At 73.4% G+C, this 24,445-nt stretch carries 22 protein-coding genes and 1 riboswitch; of the genes, 16 read left to right on the top strand and 6 right to left on the bottom strand.

Annotation, left to right across the window (positions count from 1 at the left end; genetic code table 11):
• The first annotated feature begins 33 nt into the window (after positions 1-33).
• Genes A8711_RS09185 through A8711_RS09175 form a run of 3 tightly spaced genes read left to right on the top strand, consistent with a single transcriptional unit; the run spans position 34 to position 3,360 of the window.
• Positions 34-639 carry a class I SAM-dependent methyltransferase gene (locus A8711_RS09185; protein WP_069087961.1) on the top strand — a complete coding sequence of 202 codons (606 nt, stop codon included), beginning with the start codon at positions 34-36 and terminating at the stop codon, positions 637-639.
• Between the two features lie 41 nt (positions 640-680).
• Positions 681-2,360 (top strand): ABC-F family ATP-binding cassette domain-containing protein, encoded by a 1,680-nt coding sequence (locus A8711_RS09180; RefSeq protein ID WP_069087960.1) that lies wholly within the window; start codon positions 681-683, stop codon positions 2,358-2,360.
• Between the two features lie 37 nt (positions 2,361-2,397).
• Complete coding sequence (locus A8711_RS09175) at positions 2,398-3,360, top strand: aldo/keto reductase (RefSeq protein ID WP_176722774.1); 963 nt, start codon at positions 2,398-2,400, stop codon at positions 3,358-3,360.
• A 679-nt stretch (positions 3,361-4,039) separates the two neighbouring features.
• Here A8711_RS09175 and A8711_RS09170 read toward each other — a convergent pair.
• Positions 4,040-4,951, bottom strand: coding sequence for a DUF559 domain-containing protein (locus A8711_RS09170; RefSeq protein ID WP_043328255.1), 912 nt, complete (start codon positions 4,949-4,951; stop codon positions 4,040-4,042).
• Between the two features lie 118 nt (positions 4,952-5,069).
• A riboswitch (TPP riboswitch) is annotated at positions 5,070-5,181 on the top strand.
• On the opposite strand from A8711_RS09170, the gene thiE reads away from it, so the two are divergent.
• The 7 genes from thiE to thiC all read left to right on the top strand — a co-directional run bounded on the left by thiE (position 5,176) and on the right by thiC (position 11,118).
• Complete coding sequence (thiE, locus tag A8711_RS09165) at positions 5,176-5,802, top strand: thiamine phosphate synthase (protein WP_069087959.1); 627 nt, start codon at positions 5,176-5,178, stop codon at positions 5,800-5,802. (Overlaps the previous riboswitch by 6 nt.)
• The gene (gene thiO, locus A8711_RS09160) at positions 5,796-6,926 is read left to right on the top strand and encodes a glycine oxidase ThiO (protein WP_069087958.1); all 1,131 of its coding nucleotides are present in this window, start codon (positions 5,796-5,798) and stop codon (positions 6,924-6,926) included. Before thiE ends, thiO begins: the two co-directional genes overlap by 7 nt.
• Positions 6,917-7,117 (top strand): sulfur carrier protein ThiS, encoded by a 201-nt coding sequence (thiS, locus tag A8711_RS09155; RefSeq protein WP_013288601.1) that lies wholly within the window; start codon positions 6,917-6,919, stop codon positions 7,115-7,117. Before thiO ends, thiS begins: the two co-directional genes overlap by 10 nt.
• A gap of 5 nt (positions 7,118-7,122) precedes the next feature.
• Positions 7,123-7,896 carry a thiazole synthase gene (locus tag A8711_RS09150; protein WP_069087957.1) on the top strand — a complete coding sequence of 258 codons (774 nt, stop codon included), beginning with the start codon at positions 7,123-7,125 and terminating at the stop codon, positions 7,894-7,896.
• A 62-nt stretch (positions 7,897-7,958) separates the two neighbouring features.
• A complete protein-coding gene (locus A8711_RS09145; protein WP_083296967.1) occupies positions 7,959-8,732 on the top strand; it encodes a thiamine phosphate synthase in 774 nt (257 codons plus the stop codon).
• Complete coding sequence (gene thiD, locus A8711_RS09140) at positions 8,729-9,517, top strand: bifunctional hydroxymethylpyrimidine kinase/phosphomethylpyrimidine kinase (protein ID WP_069087956.1); 789 nt, start codon at positions 8,729-8,731, stop codon at positions 9,515-9,517. Before A8711_RS09145 ends, thiD begins: the two co-directional genes overlap by 4 nt.
• Positions 9,518-9,534: 17 nt before the next feature.
• Positions 9,535-11,118, top strand: coding sequence for a phosphomethylpyrimidine synthase ThiC (gene thiC / locus A8711_RS09135; RefSeq protein ID WP_083296965.1), 1,584 nt, complete (start codon positions 9,535-9,537; stop codon positions 11,116-11,118).
• 46 nt (positions 11,119-11,164) lie between these two features.
• On the opposite strand, the gene A8711_RS09130 is transcribed toward thiC, so the two are convergent.
• From A8711_RS09130 to A8711_RS09115, 4 genes are all read right to left on the bottom strand, one after another.
• Positions 11,165-13,795: a hypothetical protein gene (locus A8711_RS09130; protein ID WP_069087954.1), complete on the bottom strand. Its 2,631-nt coding sequence runs from the start codon at positions 13,793-13,795 to the stop codon at positions 11,165-11,167.
• A gap of 74 nt (positions 13,796-13,869) precedes the next feature.
• Positions 13,870-14,178, bottom strand: a complete 309-nt coding sequence (locus A8711_RS09125) for a cupin (RefSeq protein WP_069087953.1) — start codon at positions 14,176-14,178, stop codon at positions 13,870-13,872.
• The gene (locus tag A8711_RS09120) at positions 14,175-15,125 is read right to left on the bottom strand and encodes an LLM class F420-dependent oxidoreductase (protein WP_069087952.1); all 951 of its coding nucleotides are present in this window, start codon (positions 15,123-15,125) and stop codon (positions 14,175-14,177) included. The genes A8711_RS09125 and A8711_RS09120 overlap by 4 nt, the downstream gene beginning before the upstream one ends.
• A 2-nt stretch (positions 15,126-15,127) precedes the next feature.
• Positions 15,128-15,913 (bottom strand): ABC transporter ATP-binding protein, encoded by a 786-nt coding sequence (locus A8711_RS09115; RefSeq protein ID WP_069087951.1) that lies wholly within the window; start codon positions 15,911-15,913, stop codon positions 15,128-15,130.
• 284 nt (positions 15,914-16,197) lie between these two features.
• Here A8711_RS09115 and A8711_RS09110 point away from each other — a divergent pair, with 284 nt between their 5' ends.
• Positions 16,198-17,226, top strand: coding sequence for an ABC transporter substrate-binding protein (locus A8711_RS09110; protein WP_043328275.1), 1,029 nt, complete (start codon positions 16,198-16,200; stop codon positions 17,224-17,226).
• Positions 17,227-17,328: 102 nt separating this feature from the next.
• Positions 17,329-18,162, top strand: a complete 834-nt coding sequence (locus A8711_RS09105; protein WP_043328276.1) for an ABC transporter permease — start codon at positions 17,329-17,331, stop codon at positions 18,160-18,162.
• Between the two features lie 158 nt (positions 18,163-18,320).
• Here A8711_RS09105 and A8711_RS09100 read toward each other — a convergent pair whose 3' ends face one another.
• Positions 18,321-19,502 (bottom strand): ABC transporter substrate-binding protein, encoded by a 1,182-nt coding sequence (locus A8711_RS09100; RefSeq protein ID WP_043328278.1) that lies wholly within the window; start codon positions 19,500-19,502, stop codon positions 18,321-18,323.
• A 447-nt stretch (positions 19,503-19,949) separates the two neighbouring features.
• Between A8711_RS09100 and A8711_RS09095 the strand changes: the two genes are divergently transcribed.
• The 4 genes from A8711_RS09095 to A8711_RS09080 are packed head-to-tail and all read left to right on the top strand — an operon-like array spanning position 19,950 to position 24,443.
• Complete coding sequence (locus tag A8711_RS09095; protein WP_069087950.1) at positions 19,950-23,018, top strand: nitrate- and nitrite sensing domain-containing protein; 3,069 nt, start codon at positions 19,950-19,952, stop codon at positions 23,016-23,018.
• Positions 23,015-23,422 carry a roadblock/LC7 domain-containing protein gene (locus tag A8711_RS09090; RefSeq protein ID WP_013288588.1) on the top strand — a complete coding sequence of 136 codons (408 nt, stop codon included), beginning with the start codon at positions 23,015-23,017 and terminating at the stop codon, positions 23,420-23,422. The genes A8711_RS09095 and A8711_RS09090 overlap by 4 nt, the downstream gene beginning before the upstream one ends.
• Positions 23,423-23,482: 60 nt before the next feature.
• Positions 23,483-23,845, top strand: coding sequence for a DUF742 domain-containing protein (locus tag A8711_RS09085; RefSeq protein WP_030501578.1), 363 nt, complete (start codon positions 23,483-23,485; stop codon positions 23,843-23,845).
• A complete protein-coding gene (locus A8711_RS09080; protein WP_030501577.1) occupies positions 23,826-24,443 on the top strand; it encodes an ATP/GTP-binding protein in 618 nt (205 codons plus the stop codon). The genes A8711_RS09085 and A8711_RS09080 overlap by 20 nt, the downstream gene beginning before the upstream one ends.
• Positions 24,444-24,445: the final 2 nt, after the last annotated feature.

Here is a 24,445-nt window from a genome sequence, read left to right as displayed (position 1 = left end):
GGAACCGCCCCGGCCCGGTGCGAGAATGCCTGCGTGACCGGCGACCACTACTTCACCGCTGAGCCCTCGGGCCCGGCCCGCCCGCGCGAGGTCGAGTTCACAGTCGCCGGGCGCGACTACACGCTCGGCTCGGCCGGTGGCGTCTTCTCCGCCGACCGGCTCGACCCCGGCACCGCCGTGCTGCTGCGCAAGGCCGACCTGCCGGCCGCCGACGTCACCGGCGCGCTGCTCGACATCGGCTGCGGCTTCGGCCCGATCACCTGCGTCCTCGCCACTGTCGCGCCGGAGGCCACCGTCTGGGCCGTGGACGTCAACGAGCGGGCCCGCGCCCTCACCACCGCCAACGCGGCAAGGGTCGGCGCCGCCGACCGGGTACGCGCCGTCGCGCCCGACGAGCTGCCGGCCGACGTCACCTTCACCCAGATCTGGTCCAACCCGCCCATCCACATCGGCAAACCGGAACTGCACGGCCTGCTGCTGCGCTGGCTGCCCCGGCTCGCCCCGGACGGCGTGGCCTGGCTCGTCGTCGCCCGGCACCTCGGCGGCGACTCGCTGCACCGCTGGCTGGTCGAGCAGGGCTGGTCCGTCGAGCGGCACGCCAGCCAGAAGGGCTACCGGGTGCTGCGCGTCACCCGGTAATCCGGTGTCGTCCAGCGGCCCGGCTCGGGCAGGATGCCCGCGTGGGATACGTGGACGTGGCAGCGGTCGGGCACATCCTCCCGGACGGGCGTGAGCTGTTCAGCGACGTCTCGTTCCGGGTCGGTGAGGGTGCCAAGGTGGCGCTGGTCGGCCCGAACGGCGCCGGCAAGACCACGCTGCTGCGGATGGTCGCCGGTGACCTGCCGGTGAAGACCGGCGCGATCGCGCGCTCCGGCGGGCTGGGCGTGATGCGGCAGTTCATCGGCATGATCGGCGACGAGTCCACGCTCGCCGACCTGGCGCTCTCCCTCGCCCCGCCCGCGCTGCGCGACGCCGGGCGGCGGCTCGCCGAGACCGAGGCGGCCATGCGGGCGGCCGAGGTCCGCGGCAAGTACAGCTCCGCCGCCGCCAAGGCCCAGCTCGCGTACGCCGAGGCGCTCGCCGCCTGGGGCGAGACCGGCGGTTACGACGCGGAGGTCCTCTTCGACACCGTCGCCACCATCGTGCTGGACCTGCCGTGGGACAGTGCCCGGGACCGGCCGGTGCGCACGCTCTCCGGCGGCCAGCAGAAACGCTTCGCGCTGGAACTGCTGCTGCGCGGCCCGGACGAGGTGCTGCTGCTCGACGAGCCGGACAACTTCCTCGACGTACCCGGCAAACGCTGGCTGGAGGGGCGGCTGTGCGAGTCGGTCAAGTCCGTGCTGTACGTCTCACACGACCGGGAACTGCTGGCCCAGACCGCCGACCGGGTCGTCGCGGTGGAGGGCGGCAGCGCCTGGGTGCACCCGGGCGGCTTCGCGAGCTGGCACGACGCCCGGGTCGCCCGGCACGCCCGCCTCGACGAGCTGCGCAAACGCTGGGACGAGGAGCACCAGAAGCTGCGCGAGCTGATGCTGATGTACAAGCAGAAGGCCGCGTACAACGACGGGATGGCGTCCCGCTACCAGGCCGCGCAGACCCGGCTGCGCAAGTTCGAGGAGGCCGGGCCGCCGCCCGTACCCCCGAAGGACCAGGACATCCGGATGCGCCTGACCGGCGGGCGGACCGGCAAGCGCGCGGTCATCGCCGAGCAGCTGGAGCTGGACGGCCTGACGTACCCGTTCGACCTGGAACTCTGGTACGGCGACCGGGTCGCGGTGCTCGGCGCGAACGGCACCGGCAAGTCGCACTTCCTGCGCCTGCTGGCCCGCGGCGGCACCGACCCGGAGCCCGGCAACACCCCGGTCGACGGCGCCGCCGCGCTCGCGCCGGTCGCGCACGGCGGCGTGGTCCGGCTCGGCGCGCGGGTGCGGCCCGGGCACTTCTCGCAGACCCACGACCGCCCCGAGCTGATGGCGAAGACGCTGGTCGAGGTGCTGTGGCGCGGCGACGAGCACCGGGCCGGCATGGACCGGCACGCGGCCATGGCGGCGCTGTCCCGGTACGAGCTGGCCGGGCAGGGCGACCAGCGGTTCGGCACGCTCTCCGGCGGTCAGCAGGCCCGCTTCCTGGTGCTGCTGCTGGAACTGTCCGGGGCGACGCTGCTGCTGCTCGACGAGCCCACCGACAACCTCGACCTGGCCTCGGCCGAGGCGCTGGAGGCCGGGCTGACCGCGTTCGAGGGAACTGTCGTCGCGGTCACCCACGACAGGTGGTTCACCCGTACCTTCGACCGGTTCGTGCTGTTCCGCGGCGACGGTGACGTGGTGGAGACGCCGGAGCCGGTCTGGGACGTGGCCTGAGCCGCTCCCCGGGTGGGCTCCGGGGAGCGGGCATAGGGTGGATCTCGTGAGTGAGATGACCTATCGCCGGCTGGGCGACTCCGGGCTCGTGGTGTCAGTGGTCGGCATCGGCTGCAACAACTTCGGCCGCAAACTCGACCTCGACGGCACCCGGGCGGTGGTCGACGCCGCCCTCGACGCCGGGATCAACTTCTTCGACACCGCCGACATCTACGGCGAGCCGCAGGGCGCCTCCGAGGAACTGCTCGGCCAGGCGCTCAAAGGCCGCCGCGACGACGTGGTGGTGGCCACCAAGTTCGGCATGGACATGCACGGCGCGAACGGGCCGGACCACGACGCCCGGGGTGCCCGCCGCTACATCGCCCGCGCCGTCGAGGCGTCGCTGCGCCGGCTCGGCACCGACCACATCGACCTGTACCAGATGCACGAGCCCGACCCGGGCACCCCGATCGACGAGACGCTCGCCGCGCTCGACGACCTGGTGACCGCCGGCAAGGTGCGCTACCTGGGCAACTCCAACTTCGCCGGCTGGCAGATCGCCGACGCCGACTGGACCGCGTCGTCGCAGGGGCGTACCCGGTTCATCTCCGCGCAGAACCACTACTCGCTGGTGGAACGCGGGGTGGAGGCCGAGGTGATCCCGGCGTGCGAGCGGTTCGGCCTCGGCATGCTGCCGTTCTTCCCGCTGGCCAACGGGCTGCTCACCGGCAAGTACAAGCGCGGCGAAGCACCACCGGCCGGTAGCCGGCTGGCCGGCGGCGGCCGGTACGCCGAGCGGCTGGCCGCCGCGCGCTGGGACGTCATCGAGGCGATCGATGCGTACGCGGCCGAGCGCGGCATCAGCATGCTGCACGTGGCCATCGGCGGCCTGGCGGCCCGTCCCGCGGTGACGTCCGTGATCGCCGGCGCCACCACTCCCGACCAGGTGAAGGCGAACGCCGAAGCCGGCACGTGGCAGCCGTCCGACGAGGACCTGGCCGCCTTGGACGCCATCCTCTGACTGTCCGCGCTGGCGCGCTCGGGTTTGCACGTCGGGCGTGTGCTGGCGCGCTCGGGTTTGCACGTCGGGCGTGTGCTGGCGCGCTCGGGCCTGCACGCCGGGCGTGTGCTGGCGCGTCGGGGCGTGTGCTCGTGTGTCGGGTGTGTGCGTCGGGGCGTGTGCTCACCCGTTTGGGCCTGCGCACACCGGGCTGCCCGCGCGCTCAGCTCACCCACGCGTTCGGCTCCGCCCGCACGTGGACTGTGCGCCCTCGGTTGGGGGCGCGCCGGCGCGGCCTGCGCCCCATCAAGGCTCGCCCACGCGTCAGCCACCCATGGCGTGCCACCCACAGGCAGCGCTCACGACGAGTGGAACACCATGGGTGTCATAAGGGCCTTGAGACACCCATGGCGTTCCACTCGGGGCTGGATCTGGCGACGAGTGGAACGCGATGGGTGTTTGAGGGCGGGCCTCTGACGCCCGTGGTGTCTCGGGCGGCTCGACGGGTGGCGAGCCGGGGACCAACGGGTGGCGGGCGGCGAGCCGGGGGCCCGGTGGGTGGTAGGTGGCGTAACCGGGGGCCCGGTGGGTGGTGGGTGGTGGGTGGCCCGGTGGGTGGTAGGTGGCGAAATGGGGGCCAGCGGTGACGTGTGGCGGGCCGGGGGCGTAGCGGGGTGAGGCTCGTGGCGGCGGGCGCGGATCAGTGGTTCGCCTCGGTGGCACGACGTTCTGCCAAGGCCTGGCGTACCAGGGCCACTGTGGCGTCGGGCCGGCGTAGCACGTCGTCGGCGGTGAAGCGGAGCACGAGCCACCCGGCCGCGCGCAGCGCGTTCAGGCGAGCCACGTCCCGGCGGAAGTGAGCCCGTTCGCGGTGGTGGTCGCCGTCGTACTCGACCGCGATGCGGAGCGCCGGCCAGGCCAGGTCCACCCGGGCCACGAAGCGTCCACCGGCGCGTACCTCGTGCTGGGCGGTGAGCGGGCCGAGGCCGGCGTCGAGCAGGAGCAGCCGCAGGCGAGTCTCCATCGGGGACTCGCTCAACGGCTCGGCCAGCGCCAGCACCTCGCGCAACAGCGGAGCGCCCGGCCAGCCCGGCCGGGCGGCGGCGTAGGCCCGCAGGGCGGGCAGCTTCACGGCCCGGCGACGCAGCAGCGCCTCGACGGCGACCAACGCCTCGGCGAGTGAGCCCTGCCGGCCCAGGTCGAACGCCGTGCGAAGGGGCGTGGTGACCGGCAGCCCGCCGACGAGGGTGCGGTCCCGCTCCGGCAGCGGTGACCGGACCAACCGCAACCGTGGGTGCGGTCGCAGCCGCGCAGCAGTCGGCAACAGTACTGTCACCGGCGCGTCGCGGGGGAGCACGTCCGCGCCGAACAACCACGCGGCGCTGCGCCCCGCCAGCACGGCACCCGGCGGCAGGCGCAACGCCACCGCCTCGCACCACATCCGGTGGTCGTCGGCGCGGTACCCGTCCCGGTGCACGTACACGTCCGGCCGCAGGCGGATCCAGGTCTGCCCGCGCAGCATCGTCCAGGTGAGTAGCCCTTCGGAGACGGCACGGCTGCCCCGGAACGGCAGGATCGCCAGGCGGCGCGGAACACGGGCGGGAACGGACACCCAGGCAGCGTGTCGTGACGGGACGGTCACCCGCTGCCCCGATCCGGCGGACGGCTGGTTCCTGGGAAAAACCTCACCCGGGCTTCCGTACGGGCGGGAGGCGTCGTACGGTAGGCCGCAAGTGACCCACGGGAGCCCGGTGCGGACCGGGCTGAGAGGGGGGCTGGGAGCCCCCGACCGTCGAACCTGATCCGGGTAATGCCGGCGCAGGGAGGAGCGTTGCCGTGCTGTCCCTGGGACGACTGCATCTCATCACCGACACCCGGCCGGGGCGTGACCCGCTCGCCGTGCTGCGTGCCGCACTGCCCGTGGCGGGCGCAGACCTCGTCGTGCAGGTGCGCGTGGAGGACGACGCCACCGACCGGGAGGCGTACGAGCTGGCCCGGCTGGTGGTCGACGCCTGCCGGCCGTACGGCGCACAGTGCCTGGTCAACGACCGGCTGCACGTGGCGCTCGCGGTGGACGCCGCCGGTGGCCACGTCGGCGCGGACGACCTGCCGGTGCGTGCCGCGCGCCGGGTGCTCGGCCCGGACGCGGTGCTCGGCGCGACCGCCCGCGAACCGGTGACCGCCCGGGCCGCGGTGGACGCGGGCGCGAGCTACCTGGGCGTGGGCCCGTGCCACGTCACCACCACCAAGTTCGGCCTGCCGGAACCGATCGGCCCCGAGGGGATACGCGCGGTCGCCGAAGCGGTGACCGTGCCGGTGATCGCGATCGGCGGGGTGACCGCCTCAAGCGTGCCGGCGCTGCGGGCCGCCGGGGCGTACGGGGTGGCGGTGGTCGGCGCGCTCAGCGGGGCAGCCGATCCCGCGCACGCCACCGCCGAGCTGCTGCGGGCCCTGACGTGTTAACAGGGGGCCCTTCCTCTACCGGAGGCGTTAACAGGGGGCCCTTCCTTAACGACGTGGCGGTGGTGGGGGGCGGGCCTGTCGGGTGGGCGATCGCGTGGCGGTGCGCGCAACGTGGACTGCGCGTGGTGGTGCACGACGACCGGCCCGGGTCGGGCGCGTCGTCGGTGGCCGCCGGGATGCTGTCGCCGGTCGCCGAGGCGTACTTCGGTGAGCACGAACTCACCGCGCTGCTCGTCGAGTCCGCCGCCCGCTGGCCCGGTTTCGCGACCGAGCTGGCCGAGGCGAGCGGCGTCGACATCGGCTACCGCACCGAGGGCACGCTCGTCGTCGGGCTCACCGCCGACGACCTGGCCGAGGCGAGGCGGCTGTGGTCGTACCAGCAGGGCCTGGAACTGCCGATCACGCCGCTGCGCCCGTCGGAGCTGCGCAACCGCGAGCCGGCGTTGGCGCCGCGCGTGCGCGGCGGCGCGGTGGCCCCCGGTGATCACCAGGTCGACCCGCGGCGGCTGGTCGCCGCGTTGCGCACGGCCGCGGAACGCGCCGGCGTGGAGCTGCGCCCGGCGCGCGTCGGCGCGCTGTCCGAGGTGGACGCGCGGGTCACAGTGGTCGCGGCCGGCTGCGGCGCGGCGGCGCTGACCGGCCTGCCGGTCCGCCCGGTGAAGGGCCAGGTGCTGCGGCTGCGCGCGCCGGGCGGCGGTCCGCCGGGCTTCCGGCACGTGATCCGGGGGTACGCGGACAGCGAGCCGGTCTACCTGGTGCCCCGGGACAGCGGCGAGGTCGTGGTCGGGGCGACGGTCGAGGAGCGCGCGGACACCGCTGTCACCGCCGGTGGCGTGCTGACACTGCTGCGCGCCGCCACGGAGCTGGTGCCGGAACTCGTCGAGTACGAGCTGGTGGAGGCAGTCGCCGGGCTGCGCCCCGGTACGCCGGACAACGCGCCGATCATCGGGCCGCTGCCCGGGCAGCCGGGTGTGCTCGCCGCGACCGGACATCACCGGCACGGCATCGTGCTCACCCCGGTCACCGCCGACCTGGTCACCGAGCTGATCGTCACCGGCGAGCCGGATCCCGCGCTCGCCCCCTTCACCCCGGACCGCTTCGGGAAGGAGCGCACGTGGAACTGATCGTCAACGGCACCGGCCGGACGCTGCCCGAGGGCGTCACCGTCGCCGAGGTGGTCCGCACCGTCACCGACCGGGAGCGCGGGCTCGCCGTGGCGGTGAACGGCGAGGTGGTGCCGCGCGGCGGCTGGTCGGCGAGCGTCCTGCGCGACGGCGACCGGGTCGAGGTGCTCAGCGCCACCCAGGGCGGGTGAGCAGGATGTCCACGCTTGAGATCGGCGGGGTCGGGTTCGGCTCCCGGCTCATCCTCGGCACCGGTGGCGCGGCGAACCTGCACGTGCTGGAGGCGGCGATCCGCGCGTCCGGCACCGAGCTGGTGACGCTGGCGCTGCGCCGGGTCGACACCACGCCCGGCGGGTCGGGTGGCCTGCTCGACCTGGTGGAGCGGTGCGGCGTACGGCTGCTGCCGAACACCGCCGGCTGCCGTACCGCGGTGGAGGCGGTGAAGACGGCGCACCTGGCCCGGGAGGCGTTCGACACCGACTGGGTGAAGCTTGAGGTGATCGGCGACGAGCGCACGCTCCTGCCCGACGGGGTGGAGCTGTTGCGCGCCGCCGAGGAGCTGGTCGCGGACGGGTTCACCGTGCTGCCGTACACGTCGGACGATCCGGTGCTCGCGCGGCGGCTGGCCGACGTGGGCTGCGCGGCGGTGATGCCGGCCGGGTCGCCGATCGGCTCCGGGCTGGGCATCGGCAACCCGCACCACATCCGGCTGATCCGACAGGCGGTCGACGTGCCGGTGGTGCTCGACGCGGGCATCGGCACCGCCTCCGACGCCGCCCTCGCCATGGAGCTGGGCTGCGACGCGGTGCTGCTCGCCAGCGCCGTGACCCGGGCCGCCGACCCGGTCGCGATGGCCACGGCGATGCGCTACGCGGTCGAGGCCGGCCGCCTCGCGTACGGCGCGGGCCGCATCACCCGCCGCTTCCACGCCCTGCCGTCCACCCCCGACGAGGGACGGCCCGACCTGTGACCGCCTCACGCGTAGCGGATCTTGGTACGGAGGCGCCCCCCGAGGGGCGGCCGCGTACCAAGATCCAGGGCGGGCCGAGCGGGGTCGTGCTGCTGACCGATCGGCGGGTGGCCCGGGGGGCGCTCGTCGACGTGGTGGCGGCTGCCGTGGGTGGGGGAGTGCGGTGGGTGGTGCTGCGGGAAAAGGACCTGCCGCGCGCCGAACGCCTCGCGCTCGCCGTCGACCTGCGCGCGATCCTCGCCGACGCGGGCGGCACGCTCGTCGTCGCCGGACCCGACCCACTCGACGGGGACGCGGTGCACCTACCGGCTGCCGGCCCGTACCCGCCGCCCGCCGTCGGCCTGGTCGGCCGCTCCTGCCACGACACCGCCGAGCTGGCCCGCCTCACCACCGAGCACTACGCCACCCTGTCCCCGCTCTACGAGACAAAGACAAAACCCGGCTACGGCCCTGTGTTGGGACCGGGCGGATTGAGCGAGCTGATCGCGGTCAGCCCCGTGCCCGTCCTCGCGCTGGGCGGCATCGAGAACCCGGACCAGGTCCACGCATGCGTCGAGGCGGGCGCCGCCGGAGTAGCCGTGCTGGGCGCGATCATGCGCGCGGACGACCCGAGAGAAACCGCCACCACGCTGGGCAGAGCCTTCCAGGAGGCGGCCACCCACTTGGCGCGCACCCACCCCGCGCGATCCGACGCAAGCCCGCACGCGACAGGGCTGCGGCCGACCGTGCCCACGGAGGGATCAAGCCTGACCGCCCGGAGTGGGCACGGTCGGCCGCAGCCCCGAACCGCAACCACTGTCGGCCGCAGCCGTCAAACCACCGGAGAAGACCAGTGAAGCCGAGAACAGTCCTCACGATCGCCGGCTCCGACTCCGGAGCAGGCGCCGGCATTCAGGCCGACCTCAAGACGTTCGCCGCGCTCGGCGCGTACGGCACGAGCGTGCTCACCGCTGTCACCGCGCAGAGCACCAGGGGCGTGGACGCCGTCCTGCCGCTGCCCCCGCAGACGGTGCGCGACCAGATGGACAGCGTGCTCGGCGACTTCGACGTGCGGGCCGTGAAGAGCGGCATGCTCGGCACCCCGGCGGTCGCCGACGCGGTGGCCGAGGCGGCCCGGGCCGGGCGGCTGCCACACCTGGTCGTCGACCCGGTGCTGGTCGCCACCAGTGGGCACCGGCTCGGCGTGGTGGAGGCGGTCGAGCGGCTCCTGCCGTACGCGGAAGTGGCGACGCCGAACTGCGCGGAGGCCGCGGCCCTCACCGGAGGCCCGGTGGGCACGGTCGAGGAAATGGTGGCGGCGGCCGAGGCGCTGGCGGCGCGCGGACCGGCGTTCGTGGTGGTGACCGGCGGTGACGTGGACGCCGACGGCGAGTCGGTGGACGTGCTGTCGGGCGGCGGAACCACTCGGCTGCTGCGCGCGCCCCGGGTGGACACCCGGCACAACCACGGCACCGGCTGTTCGTTCTCGGCCGCCGTCGCGGTCCGGCTCGCCGCGGGTGACGCGGTGCCGGTCGCGGTGGCGGCCGCCAAGGAGTACGTCACCCGCGCGCTGACCGGCGCGCGGACCTGGGAGCTGGGCGCGGGACGCGGCCCGCTGGACCACTTCGGCTGGTCCGCATGAGCGACAGGGAGGCTGTCATGCAGGCACGTCGCAAGGTGTACGTGGAAGGGTCACGCCCGGACATCCGGGTGCCGTTCGCCGAGGTGCCGCTGACCGGGGACAACCCACCGGTACGGCTCTACGACACCTCCGGTCCCGGCTCCGACCCGGAGGTGGGGCTGCCCGCGCTGCGCGGGCCGTGGATCGCCGAGCGCGGCGACGTCGCCCCGGTACGCGGTGCCGGCACGCCGCTGGCCGGAACCCGTCCGACTCAGCTCGCGTACGCGCGGGCCGGGATCGTCACGCCGGAGATGGAGTTCGTGGCGATCCGGGAGTCGGTGTCGCCGGAGTTCGTGCGGGACGAGATCGCGGCCGGTCGGGCCGTGCTGCCGCTGAACGTGAACCACCCGGAGTGCGAGCCGGCGATCATCGGCAAGGCGTTCCTGGTGAAGGTCAACGCGAACATCGGCACCTCGGCTGTCACCTCGTCGGTGGCCGAGGAGGTGGAGAAGCTGACCTGGGCCACGCGGTGGGGCGCGGACACCGTGATGGACCTGTCCACCGGCAAGCGTATTCACGAGACGCGCGAGGCGATCGTGCGGAACGCGCCGGTGCCGATCGGCACGGTGCCGATCTACCAGGCGCTGGAGAAGGTCGGCGGTGACCCGGTGAAGCTCAGCTGGGAGGTGTTCCGCGAGACCGTCATCGAGCAGGCGGAGCAGGGCGTCGACTACATGACCGTACACGCCGGGGTGCTGCTGCCGTACGTGCCGCTGGCGGTGGACCGGGTGACGGGCATCGTGTCCCGGGGTGGCTCGATCATGGCGGCCTGGTGCCTGGCGCACCACGAGGAGAACTTCCTCTACACCAACTTCCGGGAGCTGTGTTCGCTGCTCGCGAAGTACGACGTGACGTTCTCCCTCGGTGACGGGCTGCGCCCCGGTTCCATCGCGGACGCCAACGACGAGGCGCAGTTCGCCGAGCTGCGCACGCTCGGCGAACTGACGAAGATCGCCTGGGAGTACGACGTCCAGGTGATGATCGAGGGCCCCGGGCACGTGCCGATGCACAAGATCAAGGAGAACGTGGACCTCCAGCAGGAGTGGTGCCACGAGGCGCCGTTCTACACGCTCGGGCCGCTGACCACCGACGTCGCGCCCGCGTACGACCACATCACCTCGGCGATCGGCGCGGCGATGATCGGCATGTTCGGCACCGCCATGCTCTGCTACGTCACCCCGAAGGAGCACCTCGGGCTGCCCGACCGCGACGACGTGAAGGCGGGCGTGATCGCGTACAAGATCGCCGCGCACGCGGCCGACCTGGCCAAGGGGCACCCCGGCGCGCAGGCGTGGGACGACGCGCTCTCCAAGGCCCGGTTCGAGTTCCGCTGGGAAGACCAGTTCAACCTGGCGCTGGACCCGGAGACCGCGCGGGCGTACCACGACGCGACGCTGCCCGCCGAGCCCGCCAAGACCGCGCACTTCTGCTCGATGTGCGGGCCGAAGTTCTGCTCCATGAAGATCACGCAGGAGTTGAAGGACTACGCGGCGCGGGGCATGCGCGGCAAGTCGGAGGAGTTCGTCGCCTCCGGGTCACGGGTCTACCTGCCGCTGGCGTGAGCGAGGCCGGGGGCGGGTCGCTTCCGGCCCGCCCCCGGGCCGCCGTTCACTCGCGGTGGTGCCGCCCGGTACGCAGCGAGCGGGCGTCGTCGGCGTTGTCGTCCGAGGCGAGACCGGCGACCCAGTCCACGTACTCGTCGTCGGCCTCGGCACCCGGCTCGGCCGTACGGTCGGTCGGCTCCGGGTCGCCCTTGGCCCGGTTGCGCCGGAACAGGCCGCGCCGGGTCTTCGGCTTCCCGCCGGACGCGTCGGCGTCGTCCGGTTCGGCGTGCCGCCCGCGCCGGGAGTCCGCCTCCGTCTCCGCGGCGGCGGCCTCGGGCAGCGCGGCACCCGCCTCGCCCGGTGCGGCGGTCGCCGCCTCGGGCCGGGCGACAGGTCTCCCCGCCTCCGGCCGGGCGAGCGGCCCCGCCGGGCGGGCGTTCGTGGCGAGCGCGTCCCATCCGGTGCTCGCGCCCGGCTCGGGCAGGCCACGGTGGCGGGGGCGCGGCGCCGGCTCGGCCGGGGCGGACGCCTCCGCGTCGTCCCGGGCCGGTGCGTCCGGTTCGGTGGTGGCGCGGTGCGGGCGGGCCGCCGGGGTGATCGGCCAGGCCGGGCGTACCTCGCCGGGCGCTCCGGTGACGTCCTCGAACATCGGGAACCGGGGCCGGGACGACGGGGTCGGCGCCGGGTCGTCGAAGAAGAAATTGCGTCCGGGACGCCCGGTCGGTGCGACATCCCCCGTGGGTGCATCGGTGCGGGGAGCCGGGCTGCTCGGCGTCGTCGACCTGGCGTCGGCCTGCTCGATCGGCGGCGTCGGCGCGACGTCGGCCGGGCCGGAGCCGGGGGAGGCCGGGCCGGTGGCACGCGGTCCGGCCTTCGGGGCGCGGGGGCGCCGGGAGCGGGTGGAGCGGCCCGTGGCGCCGGTGTCTCCGGTGGCCTCGGCCGGTGGCGCGGCGGGGGTGTCGCTGTCCGCGTCGGCCGTGACCGGTCCGGCGAGCGCGCCGCTGTCAGTACGCGGGCCGGGAACGTGGCCCTCGGCGGTGCCGCCGGTGGCCGGTGACGTGGCTTCCGAGGTGGTGCCCGCAGCGGCGCTCGGGGAGGCGGCATCCGCTGGGCGGGGTGCTGTGGCGTCGGCGGGTGACGTCGATCCGTCGGTGGTGCCGCTGGACCGGCTGGCGCGGGTACGGCGCGGCCGGGTCACCCGTGGCGTGGTCGCCGCCGCTTCCTGGGGCGGTTCCGGTGCGGCATCGTCCGTGCCGGCTGCCGAGCCGGTGCCTGAGGCGGCCTCGCTGTCCGGGACGCCGGTCGCCTGCCCGGACGTTGCATCGGCAGGTTCGGAACCGGCAACGGCCCGGTCGGCGGTGCCTGCGCGGTCCGTCATGACCGCCTCGCCGGTGCCGCCCGCGTGGGCGGTGCCCATGTCCGTGCCCGGACCCGTGCCCATGTCCGTACCTGGACCCGGGACCGGGACCGGGTCGGGGCGGCCCGCGGCGAGGACGTCGATGGCCGAGGTCCGGCGCCCCGGGGGCAGCAGACCCGGCATGGGCTGGCCGTGGCCCGTGTCGGCGACGGCCGGGCGCTCACCCGCCGGCCGTTCCGCAACGGCCGGCTGATCGACGGCGGGCCGATCCGCGAGGGCCGGCCGGCCGGCGGCGGGAAGATCGGTACCGGCCGGAGCCGTCGCCGTGGCCGAGCCGCCGGGCTCCGGCCAGTTCCAGTGCGCCGGCGCGGCGGCGCCGCTCGTCACCGGAGGCGCGGGCGGGGCGGCCGGGACGCCCGGAGTGGACGAGTGCGGCAGCGGCGCGAGGATGTCGGTGGCCTCGACGGCGTCGGGGTCACCGATGGCGGTGACCGGCCGGGGCAGCACTGTGGTGGCGGTCGAGCCGAGCGCACCGGCGATCACGGCGATCAGCGCGCCGTAGTAGGGCGCGACCTGGTAGCGGTCGGTGGCCGAGCCGGGACCGGCGGTCAGGTAGGCGAACGCGACGAGCACCGGGCCGGCCGCCCCGGCCGCGCCGCCCACCAGCGGCGGCCATTCGGCCCGGCGGGCGAGCACGCCGACCGCCCCGCCGGCCAGCAGCGTGAGCACCGGCAGCAGCAGCATGGACAGGCGTTGCGCCGCCTCCGGATCCAGCCAGGAGGGTTCGAGGACGCCGAGCCGTACCGTGGCCAGCGGCCGGCTGGACACGATCGTGGGCGCGACTGAGAGCAGCGCCATCAGCCAGACGATCCCGGCGGTGACCGCCACGCCCCAGCCGAACGGCGGCTTGAGCAGGACGGCGATCGCGGCGCCCGCTCCGACCACCGCGCCGAGGGCGGCGCAGATGCCTGCGGCCCAGACCGGGTCGACGGATCCGCCCAGCTCGGCCGCGCGGGCCGGTTGCATGCACAGCGGGGCGACCACCGTCGCGCCCAGCGCGCTGACGCCGGCGATGGAGAGCAGTTCGGTGGTGCCGCCGGGACTGTCGTCGCGGCGGGCGAAGCGCTCGGTGAGGACGGCTCCGGCGACCGTGGCGACAGCGGCGAACCAGCCCACCCAGACGAGCTGGGCGGGCCACCGGTTGACCGAGACGTCCACGAACGCGCCGTCGAGGCGTACGACTCCGAAGCCGTACGCGATCCCCAACTGGCCGGCCCCGGCCAGCACGCTCACCCCGAGCGCCGTGAGCAGCAGCCTGCCCCACGTCCGAAAGGCCATGTCGGGCACGTTACGGCCCGGTGCCCCCGATCGCCACCTTGCCGCCGCGCGGCGCGGCGAACCTGCCGGCGTGGCTACTTCAGCTCGACCAGGCGGGCGAGGTAGGTGGTGTCGCCGACGTTGGTCAGCATGTGCACCGCGCCCGGATCCCGGTAGACGACGCCGCCGGTCGGCTCGTCGGCGTCGATGGTGGTGCCGTCGATCGTCTGCACCACGTTCTTCGCGCCCTGGACCGCCACCACCAGGTACGGGTGGTCGTGGCGGTGCAGCGGCTGCCGCTCACCCGGCTCCAGCCGGATGTGCCAGACCCGTACCCGGTCGTTCTCGTACACGATCTCCTGGCCCACCGGGCCGAGTTCGAGGTCGGCGGAGAGTTCGGTCATCGCGGTCCGTCCAGTTGGGGGAGCACCTCGGCGGCGATGAGCTCCACGTGGTCGAGGTCGTCGAAGTCGATCAGGCGCAGGTGCACCCGGGTGGCCCCGATCGCGGCGAACTCGCCGATCCGCTCGACGAGCTGGGCGGGGGAGCCGACCACCGGGTCCTCCGGCGGCAGCGCGCTGGTGACGTGCAGCGGGGCGGCCCGGCGCTGCGCCTCGGCGTCGGTGCGCCCGATCGCCACGACGATGCCGGCGGAGAGCGTCAGCGGGGCCTGGCCGGAGGCGTCCCGGCCGGTGCGGTCGCACGCCTCCCGGACCCGGTCGTACGCGGAGGCGGTCTCGGCCACGCTCTTGAACGGCATGTTGAACTCGTCGGCGTAGCGTGCGGCCAGCTCGGGCGTGCGCTTCGGTCCACGGCCGCCGACGATCACCGGCGGGCCGGGCTGCTGCACCGGCTTGGGCAGGGCCGGCGCGTCGGCCAGCCGGTAGTGCTCACCGGTGAAGCTGTACGTCTCGTCGGCCGGGGTGCGCCACAGGCCGGTGACGATCTCCAGCTGCTCGGCGAGCCGGTCGAAGCGCTCGGCGACGGGCGGGAACGGGATGCCGTACGCGGTGTGCTCGCGCTCGTACCAGCCGGCGCCGATGCCCAGCTCGACCCGGCCGCCGCTCATCCGGTCGACCTGGGCGACCATGACCGCCAGCGGGCCGGGGAGCCGGAACGTGGCGGACGTGACGAGGGTGCCGAGCCGGATCCGGGAGGTCTCCCGGGCCAGCGCGGCGAGCGTCAGCCAGGCGTCGGTGGGGCCGGGCAGCGCCGGCTCGTCCCCCATCGCCCGGTAGTGGTCGGCCCGGAAGAAGCCCTCGAAGCCGGTCTCCTCGACCAGCCGGGCGAACCGGAGCTGGTCGTCGTAGTCCGCTCCGCGGTGGGGTTCGGTGAAGACCGATACCCGCATGGTCACCGTCCTCCCGCCGCGGGTACGCCCGGGGCGTCCCGCTCCATCAGCAGTTCGTGCAGTTCGGCGCTGATCCGCGCGACGTCGGCCAGGTGCTCGTGCCGGCCGAGCGTGCGGGGCCGGGGGATGTTCACCTCGACCACCTCGCGGATCCGGCCGGGGCGCGGGCTGAGCACGACGACCCGGTCGGCGAGCAGCACTGCCTCGTCGATCGAGTGGGTGACGAAGACGATGGTGGCCTTCGTCTCCATGTGCACCCGCTGGAGTTCGCCGGAGAGCTCCTCGCGGGTGAGCGCGTCGAGCGCGGAGAACGGCTCGTCCATGAGCATCACCCGGGGTGAGCCGATGAGCGACCGGCAGAGCGAGACGCGCTGCTGCATGCCGCCGGACAGCTCGTGCGGGAGCCGCTTCTCGAAGCCGCCCAGCCCGGCCATCTCCAGCAGCTGGCGGGCGCGGTCGCGGTGCTCGGCCCGGCGCCAGCCGAAGATCTCCACCGGCAGCAGCACGTTGTCCAGCACCGTGCGCCAGGGCAGCAGGGCCGGCCGCTGGAACAGCATGGCCACGTCGCGGCGGGGCTTCGTGATCGGCGTACCGGCCACGGTGATCTCGCCGCCGCTGACCGGGAGCAGGCCGGCGATCATGCGCAGGAGCGTGGACTTGCCACAGCCGGACCGGCCGAGTACGGCGACGAACTCGCCCTCGGCGACGTCGAGGTCGATGCCGCGCAGCGCCTCCACCTGCCCGGATCGGCCGTCGAAGGTGCGGGACACCCCGGACAGTCGGATCATCTTCCGCCGGCTCCCTTCCACGTCGTCCGAATGCGAGCCGGGCTAGCGTAGCGGACGGTGCTTATAGCACTGTCCGGGGTGGACGTCAGTCCGCTTTCCGTCACGCAACTTCGTTTCCGTTCCGCAACCGGGACGGAGGGGGCACACCATCCGCCTTCTCGTACGCTGTTGCGCGCGAAGAGTCCCCTCACGACGGTCCAGTCGGCCCAACCCTCCTGCCGGCCCCGTCGGACCCACGACCCGACCGGCGAGAAAGTCCTGGTCGGAAAGGACATGGTGCACTGATGAGAAGGCTGACCCGTACGGTCGCCGCCGCGGCTCTGGCTACCGCCCTCGCCCTCGTGGGCGGCTGCAGCAGCGACTCGGACAAGTCCGAGAGCGGCGGCGGAAACGGCGGCGCGCTGGAAAAGGTGACGTACCTCACCTCGTTCGGCAACTTCGGCCGTGACTCCTACGCCTGGGTGGCGAAGGACAAGGGCTTCTTCAAGGAGGCCGGTTTCGACGTCGACATCAAGCCCGGCCAGGGCACCGGCTCCGTCATCCAGACCATCACCGGCGGGCAGGCCCAGTTCGGCCCGATCGACCTGACCGGTGGCATCCTCCAGCTCGGCAACGGCCTGGCGAAGGACTTCGTGGCGGTGGCCGCGATCCAGCAGCGCACCATGGCCGCGATCGTCACGGTCGAGGGCAAGAACATCGCCACCCCGAAGGACCTCGAGGGCAAGAAGCTCGCGGACACCCCCTCCTCCGTCGTGCGCAACCTCTTCCCCACGTACGCGCGGCTCGCCGGCATCGACGGCAGCAAGGTGACCTGGGTCAACGGTGAGGCGCAGAGCCTGATGCCGATGCTCGGCTCCGGCTCGGTGGACGGCATCGGCCAGTTCGTCGTCGGCCAGCCGACGGTGGAGACGGTGACCAAGAAGAAGCCGGTCATCCTGCCGTACAGCAACGTGATGCAGGACCTCTACGGCAACGCGCTGATCACTTCCACGAAGCTCGCCAAGGAGAAGCCGGAGATGGTGAAGAAGTTCACCGCCGCGCTGCTCAAGGGCCTGGAGTACTCGCTGGCGAACCCGGACGAGGCCGCCGAGATCCTGAAGAAGAACGTGCCGGCCGCCGTCCCGGCCGCGGCCTCCGCCGAGCTTCAGCTGATGGCCGCGTACGTCCGGTCGAGCAACTCCGGCACCGCGATCGGCACGCTGGACAGTGGCCGGGTGGCCAAGAGCATCGCCCTGCTGAAGGGCGCGGGCGCGCTCAAGCAGGACCTCACCCCGGACCAGATCATCGACTTCGACCTCGCGCCGAAGGCCTGACCGGTCCGCTCGGGCCAACGGGGGTGCGCCCCGCCGGACACCCGGCGGGGCGCACCCCCTTCCCGTGCCGGTCGCACCGACCGGCGCAGAGAGGAGGACACGTTGACACAGTTGACCGAGGCCCGGCCGGAGGCGCCGCAGCCGCGCCCGGCGGTCCGGCGGGGGTTCGCCGAGCGTCCGGCTGCGGTCGGGCTGCCGGCGCTCGGCCTGGTGATCGCGGTGGCCGGCTGGTGGCTGGTCACCTCGGGGCTGAACCTGGTGCACCCGGCCGCGCTGCCGCCGCCGCAGGCGGTGGGGGAGTCCCTCGCGAACGCCACCGACGTGCTGCTGCCCGCGTTGGGCATCACCACCTGGATGACAGTGCTCGGCTTCCTGCTCTCGTCGGCCGCCGGGGTGCTGATCGGGATGGCGCTGGCCGCGTCCCGCCGGGTCGAGCGGATGTTCGCGCCGTTGCTGGTGGCCGTGAACGCGGTCCCGAAGATCGCGTTCGGGCCGCTGCTGGTGGTGGCCGTCGGCTGGGGTCAGAAACCCATTCTGACCATGGTGTTCCTGCTCTGCTTCTTCCCGATCGTGCTCTCCACCGCCACCGGCCTGACCACCACGCCGGCGGACCTGGCGGAGCTGAGCCGGTCGCTGAACGCCTCGTGGTGGCAGTCGTTCCGCAAGGTGCGCTTCCCGTCCGCGCTGCCGCAGATCTTCGTCGGGCTCAAGGTGGCCATGCCGCTGGCCGCGATCGGCGCGGTGATCGGCGAGTTCTACTCGGACCGTCCCGGTCTGGGCTACCAGATCCTGCAGTACAACGGCGTCGGCGACACCGCCACCGCCTGGGCGGCGATCGTGCTGGTGGCCCTGATGAGCATCGCGCTCTACGCCGCCCTCAGCCTCGTCGAGCGCCTGGCCCTGCCCTGGGTGAAGGCCACCACCTCAGCCCGCTGACCACAACCAGGTAACCCGACGTCGGCCGAGAACCCAGAAGGAAACCTCAACCCACGGATGGCGGCCGACCACGACAGGCGTGGCCCCACCGCAACCGGCGCAGGGATCAAGCCTGACCGCCCGGAGCCGGTTGCGGTGGGGCCACGCCCCAACAGTGACTAACCGGCGAGCCGCCAACGCCCACCACGCGCCACCAGCGTCGTCAACGCCTGCGGCATCAACCCGGAGTGGTTGTCCGGCGTCATCCGGATCGGCCCGGACAGCCCGTCCAGCTGCGAGGTCTCCAGCACGTCGCGCAGCGCGTCCCGGTCGACAGTGCCCGGTTCGCCACCGGCGCGCTGCTCGGCGTCCACGATCAGCTGGACCGCGTCGGCCGCGAACGAGGAGAAGCCGTTGTAGCCGCCGAAGCGGGCGGTGTACTCCTGGAACCACTGCCGGCGCGCCGCCTTGGCCGGTGTGGTGGCGATCACGTCGTCGATCACCATGGTCTGCGTGAAGATCAGCGTGGCCTCTTCGGTGGAGCGGGCCGACGGGCCCAGGAAGAGGTCGCCGGCGGCCGCGGCGTCGAAGAACAGCGACCCGCGGAACTTGCTCTGCCGGGCCGTGGTCGCGGCCAGCGTCGCCTGCTCCGGCGTGGTCCAGAGGATCAGGGCCTGCGGCTTGGCGGCGATCAATTCGTTGACCTGCGTGCCGACCTCGGTGTCGGTGAGCCGCACCGATTCGTTGCCGACCAGCCGCACGGTGGTCTTTTCCAGTTCCCGGCGCAGCGCGGTGAGCCCTTCCTGGCCGTAACCGTCGGCGCTGTGCAGCAGCGCGACCTTGCGGATGTCGCGCCGGTCCAGTTCGGTGGCGAGCGCGGCGGCGCTGTCGGCGGCGTTCGGGGCGAGCCTGAAGACATATCGCCGTTCGCCCACCGGTTCGGTGACCGCGCTCGAGGAGGCCAGTGCGATCGTCGGAATGCGCTTCTCGCCGATGGTGCGGGCCGCGCCCACCGCGCATTCGTTGCAGCCGCCCATGATGACGGCGCTCACCCGTGAGTCGCCGCTGAAATCATTGATGTTCCGCAAGGACTCCGCAGCGTCGGAGCGGTTGTCCTTGACCCGCAGATCGATCTTCCGGCCGCCCAGCGCACCGGACGAGTTCAACTGCTCGACCTTCAGTTCCAGCGCCCGCTGGTACACCTTGCCGACCGGCGCCGACGCGCCGGAGAGTTCCAGGTCGGCGGCGATGACGATGGGGCTGGTGTCCTGCGGTTCCCCGCCGATCCCGCAGCCGGTGAGCGTGGTGGCCAGCACGGCCGATGCGAGCGCCGCGATGCTCGCGGAGCGGATGGGGCTCAACTCAGTCCTCCAGGTGCGGCGCGGGCCGACGCCCGATCACCGCCGCTAGTCCGTCCTCAGTGGAGGAACGGGATTGGTGTGCCGTACGGTGTGCGCGAAGCCTGCAAAACCTTGCCAATGCCGGGGCCTGTGGTCAAGCCGGGATCTCGAGTGYTGTTTCGGGACAGCCATCCCACATGCTGGGGACACGGAACATTAACTGACAATTACTGCACAGAAGCGTGTGACCACTCTGGAGTGACATCCCCTGATCAGGGGGTTGGAGAAAAGAAGGTATTAGGTGATCGGATCACGGGTTGCGCCGACCCCGACCGTTTCCTGCCTCCCTGCGGCTTCCCAAACACGATCTCGTCTGATGAAATCGCGGCCGTGCCGCGCGTGGCGCTGGCCGCTGCACCAGGCACGGGTCAGTGGGTCGCGCGTGGAAGAAACGACGGAGGCGATGTCGTGAGCACCGGACCTACGACCCTGCCCGGGAGCCCCAACGCCGAACAGCGGAACCGGCGACGGCGCCTGCCGAGGCTGCGCGACGCGCGGATCCGCTCGAAACTCGCCCTCATCCTGGTCGTTCCGGTCGCGGCTGTCATCGCACTGGCAACTATCCGACTCGTCTCGGTGGGTCAGGGCGCGTACGAGGCGGACCGGGTCCGGTCGCTGACGGCCGTGTCGGTCGACATCTCGGCGCTCACCCAGGACCTCCACAAGGAGCGGATGGCCGCGGCGGTCTTCCTGGCCAAGCCGGACGAGAAGCCGGACGCGTACAACCTGCGGGTGCGCCAGACCGACGAGCGGATCGCGGCGTACCAGGAGGAGCGGCGCCGCCTCGGCGACGTGCCGGGCGCTGTGAGCAGCCAGCTCAAGGTCATCGACGCCCACCTGTCCACGCTGAACGGCACGCGCCAGGAGGTGCTGGACCGGTCGCAGATGCCGGTGGCCGAGGCCAGCCTGCGCTACGGCATCGTCCTGGACGACCTGGTCGCGTACAGCGACGCGCTGGCCCAGCAGCCGGGCGCGGAGAGCCTGGCCGACGCCCGCCGCGCGGTGGCCGCGTTCGCCCACGCCAAGGCCGAGGTGGCCGAGGAGCAGGCGGTCGCCTTCACCGCGCTCGGCGCCGGCCGGATCGACGAGGAGCAGTTCTCCTCCTTCGTGGCCACCCTGACCGGTCAGCAGGAGGCGCTGCTCACGTTCTCCCGGTCCGCGACGCCGGCCCAGCGGGCCCTGGTGGACCGCACCGTGTCCGGTGACGCCGTCCAGCTCGCCGACCGGGTCGCCGCCGACCTGTCCCGCTCGGTCGGGCGTCCCGCGCTCGTCACCCGCCAGGAGGCGTCCGACGCCATCGGCGCGGTCGACGAGCTGATGCGGTGGGCGGAGATCCAGCTCCTGGACGACCTGCTCGCCGACGCCGACGAGGTACGCGCCGACGTGATCCAGCAGGCGGTCGTGGAGGGCCTGCTGGTGCTGATCACGCTGGCCGTCGCGGTGACGCTCGCCGTGGTGCTCGCCCGGTCGCTGAACGACTCGCTGCGCCGGCTGCGTGAGGGCGCGCTCGCGGTGGCGAACCACGACCTGCCGGACGCGGTGAGCCGGCTGCAGAACGTCAACGCCATCGGCGACGGCGGCGTGGACGAGATCGTCCAGCAGGTCCGGGACCCGATCAAGCTGACCAACCGCGACGAGGTCGGCCAGGTGGCCGTCGCCTTCAACGTGGTCCACCGGGAGGCGGTGCGGGTGGCGGCCGAGCAGGCCGCGCTGCGCACGAGCGTCTCGGCGATGTTCCTCAACCTGGCCCGCCGCTCGCAGAGCCTGGTCGACCGCATGATCGGCGAGCTGGACGCGATCGAGCGGTCCGAGGAGGACCCGAAGCGTCTCGCGCAGCTGTTCGAGCTGGACCACCTGGCCACCCGGATGCGCCGCAACGACGAGAACCTGCTGGTGCTCGCCGGCGCCGACTCGGCGGTGCCGCGTCGCGACGACGCGCTCCTGGTCGACGTGCTGCGCGCCGCGCAGTCCGAGGTGGAGCTCTACAACCGGATCGAGTTCGGCACCGTCGACACCGACATCTCGGTGGCCGCCCACGCCGTCAACGACGTCGTCCGGCTGGTCGCCGAGCTGCTCGACAACGCCACCCGGTTCTCGCCGCCGAACACCTCGGTGGTGGCCGACGGCCGCCGGATCCGCGACTACGTGCTGATCCAGATCGAGGACCGGGGGCTCGGCCTCAGCGACGAACAGCTCGACTCGCTCAACCGGCGACTGGCCGCGCCGCCGACCGTCGACGTGGCAGCGTTCCGGCTGATGGGTCTGGCCGTGGTGAGCCGGCTCGCCTCCCGGTACGGGATCCGGGTCGAGCTGCGCCGCAACGTCGAGGGCGGCACTGTCGCCCAGGTCACGCTGCCGAACTCGACAGTGGTGCTGCCGGCCAACCGTGGTCAGGCCCCGCTGACCCGGCCGCGCCAGCCGCTGGCCGTCGAGCAGTCACCGCTGAGCCAGGTCGGCGTCGCCGACGCGCTTGCCGGCGCCGGCCGGGGCGCCGCCACCGCGACGCTCGCCGACGGGTGGCGCGGGGCGACCACCGCCCCGCCCGCCAGGTGGCAGGCGCCCGCCGAGGCGCGGGACACCACTCCCGCCGTACAGCTGGGCGGGGCGACCGGCACGTTGCCGGCGGTCCCGGCGCCTCCGGCAACGCCGGCCCCGGTCTCCGGGGCGGGCTGGTCGGCCGGCGGGCCGACGGTGGCGTACCCGGCGCTGGACCCGCTGCCCAAGCGGTCGCCGGGCGTCGAGGCCGCCCAGCCGGTCGCACCTCCGGCCTACCAGCCGCTCGCCGCGGCGCCGGCGGTGGAGACCACCCCGGCGACGCCCGTGGTGGCCCGTCCCGAGCAGCGGGCCGAGGCCCCGATATTCCGGGAGATGGAGGCGGTCTGGTTCCGTTCGCACGGAGAGGACGAGACCACGATCTTCACTCGGCCCACCTTCGACGAGCCGCCCGCGCCGGCCCAGCCGGCCGTGCCGCCGCCCGCGGCGTCGGCTCGCCCGCCCCTGCCCACCCGTACCCCGGGCGCCCAGGCGTCGGGGCTGAGCACGCCGGCCGCGTACCACGCACCGGCCGTGCCGTCCGCGTCACCCGCGGACGCCGCCCCGTCGTCGCCCGCCGTCGCTTCGCCGCCCACGGTCGCCGCGGCGCCGCCACCGGCCGCCCCGGCGCCGCCACCCGCCGCCGAGCCTGCTCCCGCCATCGACCCGAGCGCCTGGCGTACGGCGGCCGACGAGGGCTGGACGCGGGCCAGCCGGGCCGCGGAGCCCACCACCGGCGGCACCACCCGTTCCGGCCTGCCCAAGCGGGTGCCGCAGGCCCAGCTCGTGCCTGGTGGGATAGAGCCGAAGAGCGGCCGGGACCGCAGCCGGCGCACGCCGGACGAGGTCCGGGGGCTGCTCTCCGCCTACCACCGTGGCGTCCAGCGGGGCCGTACGGCCGGCGCCGACCTGAACAGCACCTCGACCAAGGAGACGAACCGATGAACAGGCCGGCGGCCATGCAGGACATGGGTTGGCTTCTCACCAACTTCGCCGACAGCGTGGCGGGCATCGCCCACGTGGTGGCGGTCTCCGCGGACGGGCTGCTGCTCGCCTCCTCCCGGGATCTGCCGGGGGACCGGGCCGACCAGCTTGCCGCGATCACCTCCGGCGTGGTGAGCCTGACCGAGGGCGCGGCGCGCATGTTCAGCGCCGGCGGGGTGCTGCAGACCGTGATCGAGATGGACAGCGGCTACCTGTTCCTGATGTCCATCAGCGACGGCTCGTCGATGGCCGTGCTCGCGGCGCGCAGCTGCGACGTGGGCCAGGTCGGCTACGAGATGGCGTTGCTCGTGGAACGGGTCGGGCAGGCGCTGGTCCCGCTGCCGAGGGACGCCGTCCGGTCCTGACCGGGCCCGCCGACATGAGCCGGAGCCGCTGCGCTCCGTACGAGGGGAGGTGATCGCGAGATGGAACCGCGACGTGATCCGCGTGGCGCGCTGGTGCGACCGTACGCGGTCACCCGGGGCCGCACCGAGCCGTTGCAGAACATCGCGCTCGAGGCGGTGCTGTCCAGCACGCCCACGCAGTCGGCCGAGGCGCGGTTCGCCGGGCACGACAAGTACCGCATCTCCTCGGTCTGTGAAGGCCGGGCACAGTCGCTGGCGGAAATCGCCGCTTACACCCGGATGCCGCTGGGCGTCACCCGGGTGCTGGTCGCCGACATGGTGGCCGAGGGCCTGCTGACGCTACACACTGCCGCTCCCGCGACGGGTTTCGCGGCGCGGATGAACCTGCTTGGAAGGGTGCTAAGTGGACTTCGCGAACTATGACCCCGACGGGGTGAACCGCGGCCGGGAGATCATCTCCGCGAAGATCGTGGTCGCGGGCGGCTTCGGCGTGGGCAAGACCACGCTGGTCGGTGCGATCTCCGAGATCCAGCCGCTGACCACCGAGGCGCTGATGACCGCCGCCGGCGTGGGCATCGACGACCCGTCGAAGGTGCCGGGCAAGGAGACCACCACGGTCGCCATGGACTTCGGCCGTATCACCATGGCCGAAGACCTGATCCTCTACCTGTTCGGCACCCCGGGCCAGACCCGTTTCTGGTTCATGTGGGACGAGATCATCCGGGGCGCGGTGGGCGCGGCGGTGCTCGTGGACACCCGGCGGATCACCGACGCGTTCGCGCCGCTGGACTACTTCGAGAACCGCAAGCTGCCGTACGTCGTGGCGTTGAACCGCTTCGACGACGCGCCGCACTACGAGATGGAGGAGATCCGGGAGGCGCTCGCCATCTCCCCGGACGTGCCGATGGTCCTGTGCGACGCCCGTCGGCGCGACTCGGTCAAGCAGGTGCTGGTGACAGTGGTCGAGCACGCGATGCTCCGCCTCCAGGCCGAGCACGGCTACCCGGCCTCGGTGGGCTGACC

The organism is Micromonospora sp. II, assembly GCF_001709195.1.
GTDB classification, from domain to species: Bacteria; Actinomycetota; Actinomycetes; order Mycobacteriales; family Micromonosporaceae; genus Micromonospora; species Micromonospora chalcea.
Note: the sequence above shows the minus strand (reverse complement) of the source record. Positions and strands in the feature narration are given on the sequence as shown.